The organism is Arthrobacter sp. S41 (assembly GCF_004320535.1).
GTDB lineage: Bacteria > Actinomycetota > Actinomycetes > Actinomycetales > Micrococcaceae > Glutamicibacter.
The window spans coordinates 762,675-780,808 of record NZ_SIHY01000001.1 but is presented as its reverse complement, the minus strand read 5'-3'; the positions used below and the strand labels follow the sequence as shown (position 1 = coordinate 780,808).

Here is an 18,134-nt window from a genome sequence, read left to right as displayed (position 1 = left end):
TGAGCGAACTAAATCGGGTTTACGGCCAGTTGCTGGCCCGTGCTCCAGAAAACAAGATGGAACCTCGGATGGATCCGATGTTCCGTGCCATGGAGTTCCTGGGCGAACCAAACAAGTCTTGCCCGGTCATTCACATCACCGGTACCAACGGCAAAACCTCGACTGCACGCATGATCGAGTCACTGCTCGGTGCCCATGACCTGCGCACCGGGCGGTATTCCTCGCCGCACCTAATTTCCGTCACCGAGCGAATCAGCATTGACGGGGATCCTGTTGATGATGAAACTTTCGTTCGCGTCTGGGACGAGATCTTGCCCTTCATCGAACTTGTTGATGCTGAGCTTGTCGAGCGCGGCGAAAACAAGCTGACCTACTTTGAAGCGGTCACCATCTTGGCCTTTGCCATCTTTGCTGAGGTACCAGTGGACGTTGTGGTGCTAGAGGTTGGATTGGGCGGCATCACCGATGCCACCAATGTTGCCGATGGCGATGTCTCGGTTTTCACCCCTATCTCGCTGGATCACACCGACCTGCTGGGGGACACCACCGAGCTGATTGCTGAAGAGAAGGTGGGGATCCTCAAGCCAGGCGGATACCTAGTTTCTTCGGTGCAGCCTACCGATGCCGCTGACGTATTGCTTGCCCGTGCGCGTGAGCTGGAAGTTCCTGCAGCTTTTGACAGCTTGGACTTCAAGCTTTTGGAGCGTAAGTCTGGTGTGGGTGGACAGCTAATTTCCATTCAGGGACAGGCTGCTCGTTACGATGAGATCTTCCTGCCACTGCTTGGTGCCCACCAGGCACAGAACGCAACCGTGGCCCTTGCTGCTGTTGAGGCGTTCCTTGGGGGAGGCCAGCGCGAGCTGAACGCGGATCTAGTGCGTCAAGGCTTTGCCGCGACCTCCAGTCCGGGTCGCCTTGAATTGGTACGTAGCGCACCAAGCATCTTGGTAGATGCTGGACACAATCCTGAGGGAATTCGCGTTTCTGCAGATGCAATCAAGGAATCATACGGGTTCACCCGACTGGTACTCATGGTTGGCATCCTGCAGGAAAAGGACGCAGAAGCAATGCTCTACACCATGCGTGAAGAGTACGGCGATATGGTTGAGGACCTTTGCATCACCCAGTCTTCCTCGCCTCGTGCCATCCCAGCCGGTGAGCTGGCCACCCTAGCCATGAACGCTGGATGGCCTGAAGAAGACATCCACGTCACTGAAGATCTTGAAGATGCCGTGGAATGGTCGGTGGGTCGCGCTGAAGCTGGAGAAGATCTCGGCGGCGGCGTCTTGGTCACCGGTTCGATTACACTGGTGGGCGAGATTTCATTGTTGCTCAAGGGAAGTGAATCGTAATGGCCAAACTCACCCGTGCACAGCGCGAGTGGCGTCCTGGTATGAAAAAGAAGCAACGTTCTACAAAAACGATGTTTGCTTCCACCGTGTTGGTCTGTGAAGCCCTGCTGGCAGTATTTGTCACCTTGGCTGCATTTGGTCTCAAGCGTGGGGGAGAACCTGCTGTGGTGCTCGGCCTTGGCGCCGTCATCGCGTTACTGTGCATTCTTAACTGTGCGTTACTCGGAAAGAAGATCGGATTCATCATCGGATGGGTCTTGCAGTTGGTCTTTTTCCTCAGCGGATTTATCTTGGTCGATATGTTCTACCTCGCCGCGGCCTTCGCCTTGTGCTGGTGGTACGCCCTATCCAAGGGTGAAGAAATTGACGCTGAGAATCGACGTCGCGCCGCAGCCCAAGAAGCTTGGGACCAAGCGCACCCCGAACAAGCCTAATAACCTAGAAATACATCAACGATACGAAGAGGTAGTCAAATGACTGAACGTACACTGATCTTGGTCAAGCCAGATGGCGTCAAGCGCGCCCTGACCGGACAGATCCTTGCCCGCATTGAAGCCAAGGGCTACACCATTGTGAAGCTGCAGCAGCTGGAAGCTACTCGCGAGCTTTTGGCCGAGCACTACGCAGAGCACGAAGGCAAGCCATTCTACGAGCCACTGGTTGAGTTCATGCTCTCCGGTCCTGTTGTAGCCATCGTTGCTGAAGGACAGGGCGTAATTCCTGGCTTCCGTTCGCTAGCTGGCACCACCGATCCAACCGCCGCAGCACCTGGCACCATCCGTGGCGACTTCGGCCGCGACTGGGGCCTGAAGGTTCAGCAGAACCTCGTGCACGGTTCGGACTCCGTTGAGTCAGCAGAACGCGAAATTGGTATCTGGTTCGGCAAGTAAGCTGAACATGAGAAATCCCGGCAGATCGATGATCTGCCGGGATTTTTTGCCTTGGCGAATTTCTAGAGCCAATCGTCGAGGCTCTCAACGCTTGGAGGGGCAGTGCTGCCGCCTTGATCTAACTGTTGCTCCTCAGGTATTCCAATCATCACGACCTGATGATGCTCGGCCAAGGAGTCGGCTAGATGCGGGAAGTCATCATCTGTATTCCCGTTCTCAAAATTCAACATGCACAATCCTTCCAGTGGCTCTTGCCGCGTTATCCCGAAGCTGACTGAATCTGGATCAGGAACTGCAATACCGTGGTTTAAGTGAAGCATCCTGGGATGGAAAGCCTACCTCACATAAGTCACATTAAACACAAAGCCTAGTCTCGTGACAACGATACTCAGGGAAGAAAATGACTATCAGCGTGATTAGTTGACGTTTTGCGTAACAAATCGACCCAGTCAAGATCAGGGTAAAGAAAAGCTCTCCGGAAGATTTCCCTGATTTTTCAGGGATGATCTTCCGGAGAGCTTGTCAACAAAAACGGCTACCCTTTGGCCTCTTCGGACGAGGTGTCTTCAGCGCGATCGGCCTTAGCCAACGCTGCATCCTCTTCCTCGATCTCAGCTTCCGTTTGGATATCGGCGCTGGCCGCAGCAACCGGATTGGATTTGTCTCGCCCTGTCCAAACCTTGATCACAGCCCACGCTGCAGCTACCAGGGGAACAGCTAGTACCGCACCGATAATTCCAGCCAGCACGGTGCCGCCGGTCAATGCGAGCAGTACGACTAGTGGATGCAGGTTCAGTGCGCTGGCCATGACAACCGGCTGTAGGAAGTTACCTTCCAGCTGGTTCACCACGACTACCGCAGCCAAGACGATCAAAGCGACTACCGGTCCATTGGTCACCAACGCGATCAAGGTGGCAAGAATGCCGGCCACAGTGGCACCGACCATCGGAACAAATGAACCGAGGAAGACGATGACACCTAGCGGGATTGCCAGCGGTACACGGACAATCAGCAAGGTCGCGGTGATACCAATGGCGTCAACGGCAGCAACCGTTGCGGTGCCTCGAATGTACCCGCCGAAGGTGCGCAAGGCGCGGTCACCGGACTGGATCCACTTGTTGCGGTAGTGATCAGGAGTCCATGAAACGGCGAATGCCCAGATACGATCTCCGTCCTTCAGGAAGAAGAAGAGGATCACCAAAAGTAGAACTAGCCCAGTCAAGAAGCTGCCGGCAGCACTAAGCGTATTTAATGCGCCCGTGCCGAACTGCGAACTGGTCATGAAGCCAGTGACAGTCTTTACCGCTTCATCAATTTGGGTCTGATCAATTGTGATTGGCAGATTGCCAACCAAGCCTTGAACCATATCGTTGAGCTGGTTGAAACCCTGTACGGCCTTATCTACCAACTTTGGCCATTCGTTAATGACAGAGAAGACTAGCCCGGTTCCGATGCCACCGAGAACCAGGAAGGTCCCAAGGAAAACAATCCAGGCCGAAAGTAATGGCGAAAAGGTCTTGCGCAGTTTCACTACGAGAGGCCAAAGTGCACAAGAGATGATCACGGCCAACAAAGTTGGGATCACGATCATTGTCAGGCGCAGCATGCCCACAATAAGGAAGGCGGCAAGTGTACCGACGATGAGTAGCTGGGCACTGCGAATACCTAGTCGTCCTAAGAGATCACTCCAAAGTCCACTGACAGTAAAGTCAGGCTCGGTATCTTTGGTGACTAGTTGCTGGGCTCCGGATGCTGCTTTTGCTGGATTTGTTTGCTTCTTCTTTGGCGCTTGGGCTTTGCCCTTGCCGAAAAAAGCCATTGTTGCTCCTCGTAGCTTGTACTAAGTAGTTCTAACAATAGGCCAACGAGTTGACGAGCACCTAGGCCGACACCTCAGGGCAGGCTGAATCATATTCAGCCTAGGTTTTAGCCGAAAAATAAGGTACTGAAGGCTGTCGATTGATTATCCGTGCGGGGTAACCGTGCGCTGGAATCCGGGGTTAGCGGACAGTACGTAGTTAAGGCAGTCAGGTGACCGTCCCAATGCGGGCTGATCACCTGATGAAACCTATAGGCTGTGACTTTTAGGCCTTGAAGTATTCCTCGGCCAGTAGCCCCATGACTATCTTGTCGTGGAACGAGCCATCGTGGAATCCTGCCTGGCGGATTCGGCCTTCCTCGTGGAAACCGGTGCGAACAAAAGTGCGTAAGGCTCTCTCGTTGTATGCCCAGACGTTCAGGCCGATCCGGTTAAGACCCATCTCGCGGAAGCCGTAATCAATGATCATCTTTGTTGCCAAAGTTCCGTAACCCTGACCTACGTTAGACCCACCGATCATGATCATCAGCTCAGCGGATCGTGCTGGAGCGTTGTAGTCATACAGTGCGGTGTGGCCAATTAGCGTGTCATCGGGAAGCGTGATCGACAGGCCAACGCCGTCGGTGGTGCCCCGGTTCAGGCTTCGTGACTTGAAAAGTGTGGCAGCTTCATTGACCGGGTGGGGGAGTACGAGGCTTCCTTGGAGAGCCATGAATTCTGGACTGTTCCACCATTGGGTGAGGAAAGCGAGATCATCCTCTTGTAGCTCACGCAATCGCAATTGGTCTGAAATCAGTAGATCGATTCCATAATTTTGGGCATTCTCTGTGTTCCATTTGTCACTTGCCATGTACCTAATCTACCGGTCTTTGCTGTGGAGAATTTGAAAAAATCGCGGAGCGCGAAGTCCTGCACATGCGTAGTTGAGTTATGTCACTGAACTCAACACCACCAAATCAACAAGGCAGTTAAAAGCCAGCCGGGTCGTTGCTAAGGCAACGACCCGGCTGGCCAAGACTATTCGAGATGGCTAAAGGCGGATTAGCCGAAGAACGCGTTAGGGAAGCGCAAGACGATGGAAGCGGCAACTAGGATCCACAGAACTGCGGTAATGATCCAGCTCCACTCGGTGAAGAATCGCTTGACCGCTGCACCTGCCGGAATAACGCCGGTGACTACGTTGCGCGCTGTAGTGAAGACAAAGAGTGGAATCACCATGACCCACACAATCATGCAGTAAGGGCACAGGGCATTGATTTCATAAAGAGCCTGGGACCAGAACCAAATGACCAGACCCGTAGCTGCAGTTACGCCTACTTGGAAGCAGATCCAGAACCAGCGTTTGAAGTTTGTTGCACCCGCCAGTAGTACGGCACCAATAGTGAGTACAATAGCGAAGCAGACAATACCGAAGAATGGGTTGGGGAAGCCGAAGATTCCGGCTTGCGCAGATCGCATCACAGTGCCACAAGAAATCCATGGATTGATGTCGCAGCTGGTGACGTAATCCGGGTTCTTGTACAGCTCCAAGCGCTCTAATACCAAGATTCCGGCAGCTAGCCATGAGATGAATCCGGTAATTACCAAGAGCAGCCCGAAACCGCGTTCTCTAGCCCACCAAGGCAACACGCCCGGGTTTTGGCTCTTTTCTAGTGATGAAACCATGTTTCGACTATTCCATAAATTTGTAGGAAAGCGGGAGTTTCCGCTTTGAGCCTTTTCATCTTAAGGAGCAATTCTGTGGAACTGATGAGAAGCGGTGAACGCGGTGTGAACTATATATGAGAGAATAGTGATGGTTGCTCGCGGATCCACAGTCTGCTTTCAACCCGACGACAGACTTTTGAAACAACAGATCGCCTGGCGATGCATCGCTTCGGTTGAGTGCCCAATACGTGCGCCTCCCGAGGGAATACCGCGGATCGTAGGGCTGCAAAGGAAAGCAGCCGGTTTTCATAGGCCACGTTGATCCGCAGGAATTGCGTCCAGTTCTATTTCAGAGCTAGTGGCAATCTTGCGGAAAATAGCGAGCTTTTGTGTCTGACCGATAGTAACTAGTCGGCCAAGAGACACGTGATGACTGTAGTTTCAGCGGTGGCGCCGTCTGTGGAGGATGCCTAAGCGGGACAAAGTAGGAGTACGCGAATCTAATGAGCGCAGCAAATCAACGAAAGGGCGGGGCGCAAGGTAACAAGCGAGGCAATCGTTCAACACGTGCCCGTCGAACCAGCGTTTCAACCACACCAGCGCGACCACTGCGTCGTGCAATGACCTTGGCAGAACTCAACGCCGCAGCTGGCGTTGAAGAAAGCCCATACCGCTGGCGAGCGACTCGCCGCACCCAGGTCTCAACCCCTGATTCAACCAAGCGGGCCAACCGTCAGGCTGAGCGTAAAGCTCAGGTTGCACGCCACGCTGCCAGCGACGAAGCAGTCGAGCAAGCAGCCACCCGGCAAGAAACTGCGGATCAGCAAGAACTAGCTAGCGCTGTTGTTGCACCTGCAGAAACTGCCGAGACTGCGCAGACTGAAGAAACTGCAGTGGCTGATGCTCCGGCTCCAGTAGTAGAAGACCACACCGGTCAGCTACTTGCTGAACACGGCAGCTCCATGATCCTTAACCCATTTGCTGTTCCGGAAACCGCTCAGGCAGTTCTGGCTCAGGCCGTGGCTAAGAAGCATGAACCAGCCCGCCGTGAAGCGCTGGACTCCGATGCTGAGGCCGATGACGTAACTTCACGTCGTCGCCGCCGCCGCCGTCGCGGAGATGTGGACTTGGAACTTGAAGGTGGCTCACAAGATGATCCACCCAACACGGTCACCCGAGTTCGTGCCCCACGTGCCAGTGTGGAGAGCCACGGCGCAGCCAGCGACCAAGTAACCTCGGTGCGCGGTTCAACGCGTCTTGAGGCAAAGCGTCAGCGTCGCCGTGAATCCCGCGAGACCGGCCGTCGCCGTCAGGTAATTACCGAGGCAGAGTTCTTGGCACGTCGCGAGTCGGTAGAACGCAAGATGATCGTTCGCCAGCGCGAGGACCGCATTCAGATCGGTGTCCTGGAAGACGGTGTGCTTGCAGAGCACTTCGTTTCCAAAACTCAGCAGGATTCGCTGATCGGCAACGTTTATGTTGGCAAGGTGCAGAACGTCTTGCCATCCATGGAAGCAGCTTTCGTGGATATCGGACGCGGCCGTAACGCTGTGCTGTACGCCGGTGAGGTTAACTGGGATATCGCTGCCCTTGAAGGTCAGCCACGTCGCATCGAAAACGCGCTGAAGGCCGGAGACTCGGTACTCGTTCAGGTCACCAAGGATCCAGTGGGTCACAAGGGTGCACGCCTGACCAGCCAGATTTCCTTGCCAGGACGCTACTTGGTCTACGTACCAGGTGGTTCCATGACCGGCATCTCGCGCAAACTGCCAGATGTTGAGCGCCAGCGCCTGAAGAAGATTTTGAAGGATCACCTGCCAGAAAACGCCGGCGTCATCGTACGTACCGCCGCTGAAGGTGCCTCCGAAGAGGAGCTGACCAACGATATTAACCGTCTGCGTGCGCAGTGGGAAGGTATCGAAGAGCAGGCCAACTCGACCAAGACCCTGGCTCCGGAGCTTCTGTACTCCGAACCAGATCTGACCATCAAGGTAGTCCGCGATGTCTTCAACGAAGACTTCACCAAGCTGATCGTCTCCGGCGAGCACGCTTGGGACACCATCGAGGCCTACGTCATGTACGTAGCACCAGATCTGATGGGACGCTTGGAAAAGTGGGAATCCGACGAGGATATCTTCGCTAACTACCGTGTTGATGAGCAGATTGCCAAGGCGCTGGACCGCAAGGTCTACCTGCCTTCGGGTGGTTCGCTGGTTATTGACCGCACCGAAGCGATGACCGTCGTTGACGTGAACACCGGTAAGTTCACCGGCTCCGGTGGCAACCTTGAAGAGACTGTGACCAAGAACAACTTGGAAGCAGCCGAAGAAGTTGTTCGCCAGCTGCGTTTGCGTGACATCGGTGGCATCATCGTTATCGACTTCATCGATATGGTCCTTGAGTCCAACCGCGATCTTGTCTTGCGTCGTCTTGTTGAGTGCTTGGGTCGAGATCGCACCAAGCACCAGGTAGCCGAGGTGACCTCCTTGGGTCTGGTCCAGATGACGCGTAAGCGTATGGGCACCGGATTGCTGGAAGTCTTCGGTGAAGAGTGCGAGCATTGTGCTGGCGCTGGTGTGATCACTCACGAAGAACCAGTTGAGTCGCGTCGCACCTTCAACTCGGCCGGCGAAGTTCAGGTAAAAAAGTTTAATGAAAAGCCTGCTCGTAATTCCCGTCGCCGTCGTGGTGGCGAGAAGGACGAGACCAAGCCAGCTGCAAAGCAGGAGAGCACCGTAGACGGTGAGAAGGATGAAGCCGCGCGTAACGCGTTGGCAAGCATCGCTGCTGCCTCGCACCTCGAAGTACACGCTGAAAATGCGGTGAACATCGAAGGTGAGCAGATTCCTGTGATCAAGACCAGCGTGCAGCCTGACGGCGACATCTCGGTCACCCTTGAAGCTCTCGAAGCGGCCCTACCGGGCAAGGGCGAGTCCGATGAGGATAATGAGGGCGGGCGCAAGCCACGTCGTCGTTCACGCTCACGGGGACGTAACCGTTCCCAGTCGGAGAATGAGACGCAGGACGCTAAGGTTGATGAAGCTGAATCGAGCACCGAAGAGGTACAGTCGGTAGCGGTTGAAGTTCATCAGGAGCCAAAGGCTGCCACGCAGCCTCGCAAGCGCTCACGCCGTGCTTCACGACCACAGGGCGCAGGAGCAGCGCAGTCGCAGCAGGACCAGCCGGTATTGACCGGTCTGGCCATGCCGGCAGCAAACGCCCCTATCGCCTCTGAGATCAGCACCCCTGCTGAATCAACGGCCACCGTTAGCGCGGTAGCCCCACAGAGTTCCACGAAACCGAAGCGACGCAGTCGTCGAGCCACCTCGGCTCAAGGCGACGCGAGTGCAGAAGTTCTCGTGGCTGAGGTATCCGAAGCTACCGGTTCGGTAGTTCAAATGGATGTCTCCAGTTCGCACAAAGAAAAGCCATCTGAGCCTGCCGGGCAACCGGTAATGCTCGGAGTGGGTGTTCCGGTACGCGAGCTGAAATAGATGAACTTGGTCACGCTTCCCCCGCTGGGGCACTTTGTATTTGCCCCAGTGGTGTGGACTAGCGTAATCTAGTTGATCGGTGCTAAACGCCAAGATCACGGACTTTCCGTCCGCTCGGCGTCAAGGCACAAGCGCATGAGATCCCCGGGATTCGCATCCTTTATTGGGTGTTCGGGTCGATATCTGCGCCGGTAAGACAATAAACGTCGAGTAGAAGTGAGTACCCACGTGGTGTACGCAATTGTCCGCGCAGGCGGCCACCAGGAGAAGGTTTCCGTTGGAGACCTCATCACCGTTGACCGTCTTCAGGCTGCCCCAGGCAGCTCCATCGAGCTTCCAGCTTTGCTGTTGGTAGATGGCGAGAAGGTTACTTCCGCAGCTGCTGATTTGGCTAAGGTCACGGTCACCGCTGAGGTTGTAGAAAACCTTCGCGGCGAGAAGATCGTAATCCAGAAGTACAAGAACAAGACCGGTTACAAGAAGCGCCAGGGCTTCCGTGCCGCTCTGACCAAGGTCAAGGTCACCTCGATCGCCTAATTGGGCCGATCGTAATATCCATTTTTGTAGCGAAAGAGGCTAAAAGGCATGGCACATAAGAAAGGTGCGAGTTCCACTCGCAACGGTCGCGATTCCAACGCACAGTACCTAGGCGTAAAGCGCTTTGGTGGTCAGGAAGTCAAGGCTGGCGAAATCATCGTTCGTCAGCGTGGCACCCACTTCCACCCAGGCGCCGGCGTAGGCCGTGGCAAGGATGACACCCTGTTCGCCCTGGCTGCTGGCGCAGTCGAGTTCGGCACCCGTCGTGGTCGCCGCGTGGTGAACATTGTTGCCGCAGCCTAATTTAGGCAACAGGCAAATTTTTTAGTACACAAGGGGTGGGCCGTTATTCGGTCCGCCCCTTGCGTGCATAGTTAGACTTTTCTGCGAGCACAGCTCGCAACCCCGTACTAGGAGAAGATGGCCCCGTGGCTGCATTCGTTGATCGCGTAACCCTTCATGTCACCGCAGGTAATGGTGGCCACGGTTGTGTGTCCATCAAGCGCGAGAAATTTAAACCGCTTGGCGGACCCGATGGCGGCAACGGCGGCAAGGGTGGCGACGTCATCTTGCGCGTTGACCCTCAGGTCACCACGCTGCTGGACTTCCACCACCTGCCACACCGCAAAGCCGGCAACGGCGAGCCAGGCAAGGGTGGACTGCACCCAGGCAAGCACGGTGAGGACCTGATCCTTGGCGTGCCTGCAGGTACCGTAATCAAGACCAAAGATGGCGACATCCTTGGTGACCTCATCAACATCGGGGACGAGTACATCGCGGCCCTTGGTGGCATGGGTGGTCTGGGCAACGCGGCAATCTCTTCGGATAAGCGCAAGGCTCCAGGCTTCGCATTGCTGGGTATTCCAGGCACCGCTCAGGACATTGTCCTTGAACTGAAGTCCATGGCAGATATTGCTCTGGTGGGTTACCCATCGGCTGGTAAGTCTTCGTTGATTGCCGCTGTTTCTGCAGCGCGTCCAAAGATCGCCGACTACCCGTTCACCACCTTGGTTCCTAACCTAGGCGTAGTCCAGGCCGGCGAAGTTCGCTTCACCGTAGCCGACGTGCCAGGACTGATCCCAGGTGCTTCCGAAGGCAAGGGCTTGGGACACGAGTTCCTGCGCCACGTAGAGCGCTGTGCAGCCATTGTGCACGTCTTGGACTGTGCCTCGCTGGAATCAGATCGTGATCCACTGACCGATCTGGATATCATCGAAGCCGAGTTGGCCAACTATGAAGCCGACTCCACCTTTGCTGGAACTGACGGCACGATCGTTCCACTGATCGAGCGCCCAAAGCTGATCGCCCTAAACAAGATTGACATGCCAGACGGCGCCGAAATGGCTGAATTTGTCCGTCCAGAGCTGGAAAAGCGCGGATACCGTGTCTTTGAGATCTCGGCACTCTCGCGTAATGGATTGCGTGAACTGTCCTTCGCTATGGCTGAATTGGTAGAACAGGCGCGAGCCGAACAAGTTGTCGAGGCACCAGTTGTTGAGGTGCCAGTGATCCGTCAGCGTTCTTCGAAGCAGGAAGAGTTCTACATCCGCCGCGAAGAGCAGAACCTTGAGCCATTGTGGCGCGTTATCGGCGAAAAGCCTGAGCGCTGGATCATGCAGACTGACTTCCGTAATGATGAGGCAGTTGGCTACCTAGCCGACCGCCTAGCAAAACTGGGGGTAGAGAACAAGCTATTTAGGGCCGGTGCCAAGCCTGGTGACGCTGTCATCATTGGCTCCGAAGAAGATTCCGTGGTCTTTGACTGGGAGCCAACTATGGCTGCCGGTGCTGAACTACTCGGCGGAAGCCGACGTGGTGAAGACATCCGTCTGGAAGACCGCGGAGATCGCAAGACTCGCGAAGAAAAGCGCGCCGATCACGAAGAGCGCAAGGCCGCGAAGGCTGAAGCTCGTGCAGAGCTTGAAGCTGAACGCAAGGCCGGCATCTGGACTGAGTCGGTGAACGCAAAACGCAACAAGAAGGCTGCACCACCGAAGGCAGCCCAGGAGGAAAATTAAAGTATGAGTGAAAGTGCCACTAAGACTATTTCAGCCATTACCTCTCCTCACGAACTGCCCGAAGCACGGCGGATCGTAGTCAAGGTCGGATCAAGCTCGCTAACCACAGTTAGCGGGGGGATATCGCATGAAAGACTGAAGTTCTTGGTGGACACTCTCGCCGAGACCGTGAATAACGGGACCGAGGTTATCCTTGTTTCCTCCGGTGCAATTGCCGCCGGACTGGCCCCGCTGGGTTTGCCAAAACGTCCAAAGGACTTGGCAACCCAGCAGGCCGCGGCCGCAGTTGGTCAGGGTCTGCTGCTGGCCGAATACACGCAGCTATTTGAAGAGCATGATTTGCGAGTGGGTCAGGTCCTACTGACCGCAGATGACCTGATGCGTCGCTCCTCTTACACCAACGCGTTGCGTTCTTTGGTTCGATTGCTGAACCTGGGCGTGCTACCTATCGTGAATGAAAATGACGCGGTAGCCACCCGTGAAATTCGTTTTGGCGACAATGATCGCCTCGCTGCCCTGGTAGCTCACTTGGTGAAAGCCGATGCCCTTCTGCTCTTCTCCGATGTTGATTCCGTCTATGACGCACACCCTGCGGACGGCGGAAGCCGAATCAGCACCATTGAGCACCCCGACGAGCTTGAATCCGTTGATCTGGGTACTCCAGGAGCTGCGGGAGTGGGCACCGGTGGCATGATCACCAAGGTTGATGCCGCAACCATGAGCTCTTCTGCAGGTATCCCAACCCTCGTTACCAGTACCGACAACGCGGCTAAGGCCTTGCGCGGGCAGGACGTCGGCACTTGGTTTGCCGCACGTAATTCACGCCGCTCGGCACGAGACGTATGGTTGGCTTACCTAGCTGGCATTGAAGGCCGGCTGATTCTTGATGACGGTGCAGTCAAGGCCATTGCGCGGGGAACTAACTCGCTGCTTGCCGCCGGCATCATTGCGGTTGAAGGTGCATTTGAAGCTGGGGACGCCGTGGAACTCTGCGGACCTGACCGAGTTCCATTTGCCCGTGGCCTGGTTAATTACGGGTCAGATGAGCTACCTGACATGCTGGGGCAGAACACCGGAGACCTAGTGGATCAGCTCGGCGAAGGTTACGACAAGTCAGTAGTGCATGTCGATGACCTAGCTTTGATCGAACCTATTTTCTAGGATGGGAACTATGAGTATCGACGCCGTACGAACAGAAGAACAGATCACCGACGTCACCAATTCGGTTTATCAGCTCGCTGATCGAGCTCGCCGTGCATCGCGAGTTCTCAAACGAGCCAACCGAGATTGGAAAGACCGCGCGCTGTTGGCCATCGCCTCCGGGATTGACGCGAACCGCTCCAAGATCATTGAAGAAAACAAAAAGGACTTAGAAGTTGGCCGTGGCAACGGAACTTCTGTGGCCATGCTGGACCGCTTGAAGCTGGACAATAAGCGCATTGACGGTCTGATATCCGCCTTGCATGAACTTGCCGGCCTGCCAGATCCTGTCGGTCGCGTAGTTCGCGGCGAGACCCTGCCTAACGGTTTGCGCATGCGTCAGGTCAATGTCCCAATGGGTGTCATTGGAACTATTTACGAGGCTCGTCCCAATGTGACCGTAGACATTGCTGGGCTGTCGCTCAAGAGCGGCAACGCCGTGTTGTTGCGAGGTGGAACCGCTGCCTTCAACTCAAATCAGGCACTGGTCTCGACTATTCGTGACGCACTAGAATCTGTGTCTCTTCCACGAGACCTCGTGACTTCCATTGATCAATATGGTCGCGACGGGGCAGATGCGTTGATGGGCGCACGAGGCAAGGTTGACGTCTTGATTCCTCGTGGTGGCCGAGATCTGATTCAGCGTGTTGTCACCACTGCAAAGGTTCCAGTGATTGAAACCGGTGAAGGCAATGTGCACATCTTCTTGGACGCAGATGCTGAACAGCAGATGGCCATCGACATTCTGACCAACGCCAAGACTCAGCGACCAAGTGTGTGCAACACCGTGGAGACGCTGTTGATCCATAAGGATTCCACTGCCGCTGTGGCTGTGCTGAAGGCCCTGTCGGCTGCTGGGGTCACCCTGCACGTTGATGAGCGTGCTGCAGCGTTGGTTCCTAGTCTGGAAACGGTGGCTGCCCAGGAAGAGGACTGGAGCACCGAGTACATGGATCTGGATATCGCAGTCAAGGTAGTAGATGACATTGACGCGGCGCTGGATCACATCCGTGAATACTCGACCGGCCACACAGAAGCTATCTTGACTTCATCTCTGGCGAACTCTGAGCTTTTCATTGCTGAGATTGAATCGGCTGCGGTCATTGTGAACGCTTCGACTCGTTTCACCGATGGTGGCCAGCTGGGCCTTGGAGCCGAAGTTGGTATCTCGACTCAGAAGATGCACGCTCGTGGTCCCATGGGTCTGACTGAGCTAACCACTACCAAGTGGATTGTTCAGGGTGACGGTCACGTCCGTAAATAGTTTCTGACGGCGCTTTTCGGTAGGATGTAGAAGAAACGTACCGTTACTTTTCGGGCCGTTGAACCGTTGGCTTTGGCCGACGGCTCAATCGGTACCGTGGATACGACTGGAGAATTACTTGAACGCGCTGATTCTGGCCTCTGAAGCCTCTACCACTGGCATCAGTGGGCACACCTGGTCCCTGCTTATCGGTGGCGGCATCTTCGTTGCATTGATGATCTTGCTTTTGATCACCGTTTCCTACACCAACGTAGGCAACCGTCATCCTGCCAAGGAAGAAGAGCAGGATATTCACCGTCAGTTCAAGACTCACGAACCACACAGTCACTAGTCTTGGCTGAGCGTCAGCATCGTGATCGCCCATTACGCCTCGGCGTGATGGGCGGTACTTTTGACCCTATCCATAATGGCCACTTGGTCGCCGCCAGCGAGGTGGCAGCTGAGCTGAATTTGGATGAGGTAGTTTTTGTACCTACCGGCCAGCCGTGGCAGAAGGCAGACAAGCAAGTAACGAGCCCAGAGCATCGTTACTTGATGACTGTCATTGCGACGGCGTCGAATCCCCGCTTCACTGTAAGCCGGGTAGACATTGACCGTGAGGGTGCAACTTACACGCGCGATACTCTCTTGGACTTACGCGCCCAGCGCCCGGAAGCAGAACTCTTCTTCATTACCGGTGCAGACGCGATGAGTCAGATCATGAGTTGGCGCGACATCGATCAAGTTTGGGACCTAGCGCATTTTGTTGGTGTTAGTCGTCCGGGTTACGTGATGAGTGATTTGGGACGTGAAAATGTCTCACAGCTTGAAATTCCAGCACTAGCGATATCCTCTACGGATTGTCGTGAACGCGTCGCCCAAGAGAAGCCAGTTTGGTACCTTGTGCCTGACGGTGTGGTGCAGTACATTGCAAAATATGGGCTGTATACCGAGTCGTAACCTCACATTCGGTGACGTAACACGGCATAATCTCTAGGTAAGGGTGACGGTATTTGTCTATGCGGTCGGGAGAAGTACAGGATGAGCGATAACTCGCAGCCGGTTTCTAGCAGGCGAGCTCTGCGAGAAAAGCGACGCGCCGAAATGGAAGCTTTGCTAGCTAATAGCAAGGCTGAGCAAGACGCTAAAGAACTCGCAGATCAGAAGAACACAGGGGAGTCCGAGAAGTCGGCCAAGCCTGCGAAAACTGAAGCGAGCCCTGAGGCGAAGCCGGATGCAGTCAAGCCGAAGGCGTCACAGCCCGAAGCTAAAGCAGAGGCTAAGCCCGCTGCTTCTCCAAAACCTTCGACTCCAGCCGCTAAGCCGGCTGTCAAGCCGTCGACCCCTGCCGCGCAAGCTACCGCTAAGCCAGCACCTGCTGTTGCTCCGAAGCCTGCCGCCGCAAAACAGCCAAGTGCAGCCAAGCCAGTTCCTGCTAAGCAGGATGAGGCTAAGGTCACCCCAGCATCCGCTGCAAGCAAGCCCGCGGACAAGCCTGTTGCAGCTCCTGTTAAATCTGCACCGCAAAGTCAGGCTAAAACAGCTGCACCTGCACCTAGCAAGCCAGAGCAGCCAAAGAACGATTCTTCAAAAGCACAGCCTCAGGGAGCAGCTTCGGCCAAGCCTGAGACCAGCGAAAAATCCGCTGAAGCTGAACACACTCCTGAAGGATCCACGGGGGAGCGCACCTCGTTACGCCGGGCACGCAACCGTGAGGCACTGCGCGAGCGTCGCCGCCTAGAGGGCGAAGTTGACGCTTTGACCAGCCACATTCCAACCGTGGAACCTGGCGATGATCCTAAGCCACTTACTCGTCGTCAACTGCGCCTACAAGCATTAGCCGAGCAAGGTCAAGCCGCGCCAGCTACTTCGCCAAAGCCTGTAACCAAGACAGCGAAGAAGCCGGCAGATCATGATGATTCACCTGAAACTACGGTGATGAGTGTTGAGCAGGCCTTGGCAGCACGTCGTGCTCATGCACCGAAGACTCCAATTGATCCAAACCTGCTGGGGGAGGACGACTCCGAGATTGATCTCGAAGTTCTTGCTCACCAGCGCGAAATGGCTGCACGTGCAGCGATCATTTCTCGTCGAGCAGCTGAACGCGAACGTCTGCGTGTGGAGAATGCGAAGCAGGGCAAGGACGACAAGTCCTCTGATCCATTCACCGGCGCGATGGGCAACATTCGCGAGGTTGAGGACCGTATCGCCAAGACTGGCGTTCAAGGTCCAAAGACACAAAGCGTTTCGCTGAACCTGGATGCTGACGGCAAGATCAGCTCGAAGAAGAACCAGGCCGCTCCTGCAGCTAAGAAGCCAGCTGGCAAGTCTGGTGTTACGGCAAAGCCTGCTCCAAAGCAGACTGCTATGCCAGCACCAAAACCAGTGGCTAAGCCTGAGGCAAAACCAGAAGCTAAGCCAGCTGCCAAGCCGGCCGCAAAACCTGCGGTGAAGCCTGCAGATAAGTCAGCTGTTGAGCAGAAGAAAGCAACACCTGCTGGTGATTCGGCAGCAGTACAGATGCCTCGCATCAACGCGGTAAATGCTCAGGGTCTGGAACCGTTGGACGTACAAACCCACGGTGTTCGACGTGCCAACAACATGCTGATTGCCATGATTGTGGCCCTTAGCCTTGGCGGCGCAGCACTGATCGCAGGACTGATCATGTTGCTCGGCAACTAATTTCATAGCAAAATAAGATTCTCGATCTACACCTCTAACAAGGAGACACCCCACTCAATGGGAGCACACGCAGATTCAATTGCCCTCGTGAAGATTGCAGCTCATGCTGCATCTGACAAGATGGCAGAAAACATGGTCGCGCTCGACGTAGCCGATCGCTTGGGCGTCACCGACGCTTTCTTGATTGTCTCTGGTGGATCAGAACCGCAGGTGAACGCAATCGTTGACGAGATCCAGGCAAAGGTTCTCGCAGAGTACAGCATGCGCCCGGTCCGCCGTGAAGGCTTCGGCATGGGTCGCTGGGTACTTTTGGATTACGGCGACGTTGTTGTCCACGTTCAGCACCAGGAAGATCGTATCTTCTACGCTTTGGAACGCCTCTGGGCCGACTGCCCAGTTATTGAGTTGCCTGAGGAATTGTCCCAGAACAACCAGTAATCTGGAATTTGCATCCTGATCAGTTAGTCCTCTATGATAATGGAGTTGCCTGATCAGGGTAGCAATCCTTTGGGGGTATGGCGCAGTTGGTAGCGCGTCTGCATGGCATGCAGAAGGTCAGGGGTTCGAATCCCCTTATCTCCACCAAAGAAATTACCTTTTTCATTAAAATGGAAAACTAACAGAGGTCAGCATGTACCGGTGCTGACCTTTTTAGTGCCAAAATATGTGCAAAACACATAAGCCTTAAATTTAGATATTCCCGCCACCCCTGTTAATTGGTTCGAATTGCATTAGGTAGCTTGAGTACCGGTACGACATGTCGGGTCGGTAACTCACCCCTGTTCGTGGCGGCCAAAATGTACCGGTGCTGCAAAAACGATACTGCCCAAAATGGCACGAAAATAGCGACTGGACGGGCGATGAGACGGGCGACCGGACGCCCATTATGCACTCGTTTTCGGCACCAAGCCGTGACCGGTACATGCGTTCGATATTGCTCATGCTCGTAAAGCCTGCTCCTTTATGCCATAGTGCGACTCAGAAAGTTGAGCTACTGTGCAATGCCCCGAGTCACCTACGAGATGTACCGTCAACGCCACCTGCAGCTTCGCACGCTCTGGCAGGAGCAAGAAGGCCTGTTCGTGCTGGTTGACCCTAAAGATCAATGGGCGCTTCACGAGTACTATCTCTGCGCCGACCAGCCAACCAATCCGAACTCCAAGCGCATTACGAGAAGTTGAAACGTGATGGCAGCTCGCTACCGAACCGTGCGGGCAAGGCCTACGCCGAGCTAATGCGCCGACTGCAGACG

The 18,134-nt window shown here is 55.1% G+C and carries 18 protein-coding genes and 1 tRNA gene; 15 read left to right on the top strand and 4 right to left on the bottom strand.

What is annotated here, in order from left to right:
* Positions 1–56: 56 nt before the first annotated feature.
* From EYR88_RS03595 to ndk, 3 genes are read left to right on the top strand one after another with little or no spacing between them, the layout of a single operon-like run.
* On the top strand, positions 57–1,352 hold the full coding sequence (locus EYR88_RS03595; RefSeq protein WP_131089774.1) for a folylpolyglutamate synthase/dihydrofolate synthase family protein: 1,296 nt from the start codon (positions 57–59) through the stop codon (positions 1,350–1,352).
* Complete coding sequence (locus tag EYR88_RS03590) at positions 1,352–1,786, top strand: DUF4233 domain-containing protein (RefSeq protein ID WP_131088356.1); 435 nt, start codon at positions 1,352–1,354, stop codon at positions 1,784–1,786. The genes EYR88_RS03595 and EYR88_RS03590 overlap by 1 nt, the downstream gene beginning before the upstream one ends.
* A gap of 39 nt (positions 1,787–1,825) precedes the next feature.
* The gene (gene ndk / locus EYR88_RS03585; protein ID WP_131088355.1) at positions 1,826–2,242 is read left to right on the top strand and encodes a nucleoside-diphosphate kinase; all 417 of its coding nucleotides are present in this window, start codon (positions 1,826–1,828) and stop codon (positions 2,240–2,242) included.
* 62 nt (positions 2,243–2,304) lie between these two features.
* Here ndk and EYR88_RS15985 read toward each other — a convergent pair whose 3' ends face one another.
* From EYR88_RS15985 to EYR88_RS03570, 4 genes are all read right to left on the bottom strand, one after another.
* Positions 2,305–2,472: a hypothetical protein gene (locus EYR88_RS15985; protein WP_165477267.1), complete on the bottom strand. Its 168-nt coding sequence runs from the start codon at positions 2,470–2,472 to the stop codon at positions 2,305–2,307.
* A gap of 305 nt (positions 2,473–2,777) precedes the next feature.
* Positions 2,778–4,061, bottom strand: a complete 1,284-nt coding sequence (locus EYR88_RS03580; protein WP_131088354.1) for an AI-2E family transporter — start codon at positions 4,059–4,061, stop codon at positions 2,778–2,780.
* Positions 4,062–4,326: 265 nt separating this feature from the next.
* Entirely contained in the window at positions 4,327–4,911 is a 585-nt protein-coding gene (locus EYR88_RS03575) for a GNAT family protein (RefSeq protein ID WP_131088353.1), read from the bottom strand.
* Positions 4,912–5,102: 191 nt separating this feature from the next.
* Positions 5,103–5,726 (bottom strand): vitamin K epoxide reductase family protein, encoded by a 624-nt coding sequence (locus EYR88_RS03570; protein ID WP_131088352.1) that lies wholly within the window; start codon positions 5,724–5,726, stop codon positions 5,103–5,105.
* Positions 5,727–6,328: 602 nt separating this feature from the next.
* Here EYR88_RS03570 and EYR88_RS03565 point away from each other — a divergent pair.
* The 12 genes from EYR88_RS03565 to EYR88_RS03510 all read left to right on the top strand — a co-directional run bounded on the left by EYR88_RS03565 (position 6,329) and on the right by EYR88_RS03510 (position 18,063).
* Complete coding sequence (locus tag EYR88_RS03565) at positions 6,329–9,202, top strand: Rne/Rng family ribonuclease (RefSeq protein ID WP_131089773.1); 2,874 nt, start codon at positions 6,329–6,331, stop codon at positions 9,200–9,202.
* A 228-nt stretch (positions 9,203–9,430) separates the two neighbouring features.
* Positions 9,431–9,739, top strand: coding sequence for a 50S ribosomal protein L21 (gene rplU, locus EYR88_RS03560; RefSeq protein WP_013349163.1), 309 nt, complete (start codon positions 9,431–9,433; stop codon positions 9,737–9,739).
* A 48-nt stretch (positions 9,740–9,787) separates the two neighbouring features.
* Positions 9,788–10,042, top strand: coding sequence for a 50S ribosomal protein L27 (rpmA, locus tag EYR88_RS03555; RefSeq protein ID WP_022875303.1), 255 nt, complete (start codon positions 9,788–9,790; stop codon positions 10,040–10,042).
* 125 nt (positions 10,043–10,167) lie between these two features.
* Positions 10,168–11,757, top strand: coding sequence for a GTPase ObgE (gene obgE / locus EYR88_RS03550; RefSeq protein WP_131088351.1), 1,590 nt, complete (start codon positions 10,168–10,170; stop codon positions 11,755–11,757).
* Positions 11,758–11,760: 3 nt separating this feature from the next.
* Positions 11,761–12,918 (top strand): glutamate 5-kinase, encoded by a 1,158-nt coding sequence (proB, locus tag EYR88_RS03545; RefSeq protein ID WP_131088350.1) that lies wholly within the window; start codon positions 11,761–11,763, stop codon positions 12,916–12,918.
* A 10-nt stretch (positions 12,919–12,928) separates the two neighbouring features.
* Entirely contained in the window at positions 12,929–14,221 is a 1,293-nt protein-coding gene (locus EYR88_RS03540) for a glutamate-5-semialdehyde dehydrogenase (RefSeq protein WP_242632443.1), read from the top strand.
* A 118-nt stretch (positions 14,222–14,339) separates the two neighbouring features.
* Positions 14,340–14,552: a hypothetical protein gene (locus tag EYR88_RS03535; protein ID WP_131088348.1), complete on the top strand. Its 213-nt coding sequence runs from the start codon at positions 14,340–14,342 to the stop codon at positions 14,550–14,552.
* A 2-nt stretch (positions 14,553–14,554) separates the two neighbouring features.
* Positions 14,555–15,160 carry a nicotinate-nucleotide adenylyltransferase gene (gene nadD / locus EYR88_RS03530; protein WP_131088347.1) on the top strand — a complete coding sequence of 202 codons (606 nt, stop codon included), beginning with the start codon at positions 14,555–14,557 and terminating at the stop codon, positions 15,158–15,160.
* Between the two features lie 81 nt (positions 15,161–15,241).
* Positions 15,242–16,882: a hypothetical protein gene (locus tag EYR88_RS15980; RefSeq protein ID WP_165477266.1), complete on the top strand. Its 1,641-nt coding sequence runs from the start codon at positions 15,242–15,244 to the stop codon at positions 16,880–16,882.
* 57 nt (positions 16,883–16,939) lie between these two features.
* Complete coding sequence (gene rsfS / locus EYR88_RS03520) at positions 16,940–17,320, top strand: ribosome silencing factor (RefSeq protein ID WP_131088346.1); 381 nt, start codon at positions 16,940–16,942, stop codon at positions 17,318–17,320.
* A gap of 71 nt (positions 17,321–17,391) precedes the next feature.
* Positions 17,392–17,467, top strand: a tRNA-Ala gene (locus tag EYR88_RS03515).
* A 416-nt stretch (positions 17,468–17,883) separates the two neighbouring features.
* On the top strand, positions 17,884–18,063 hold the full coding sequence (locus tag EYR88_RS03510; RefSeq protein WP_131088345.1) for a hypothetical protein: 180 nt from the start codon (positions 17,884–17,886) through the stop codon (positions 18,061–18,063).
* Positions 18,064–18,134: the final 71 nt, after the last annotated feature.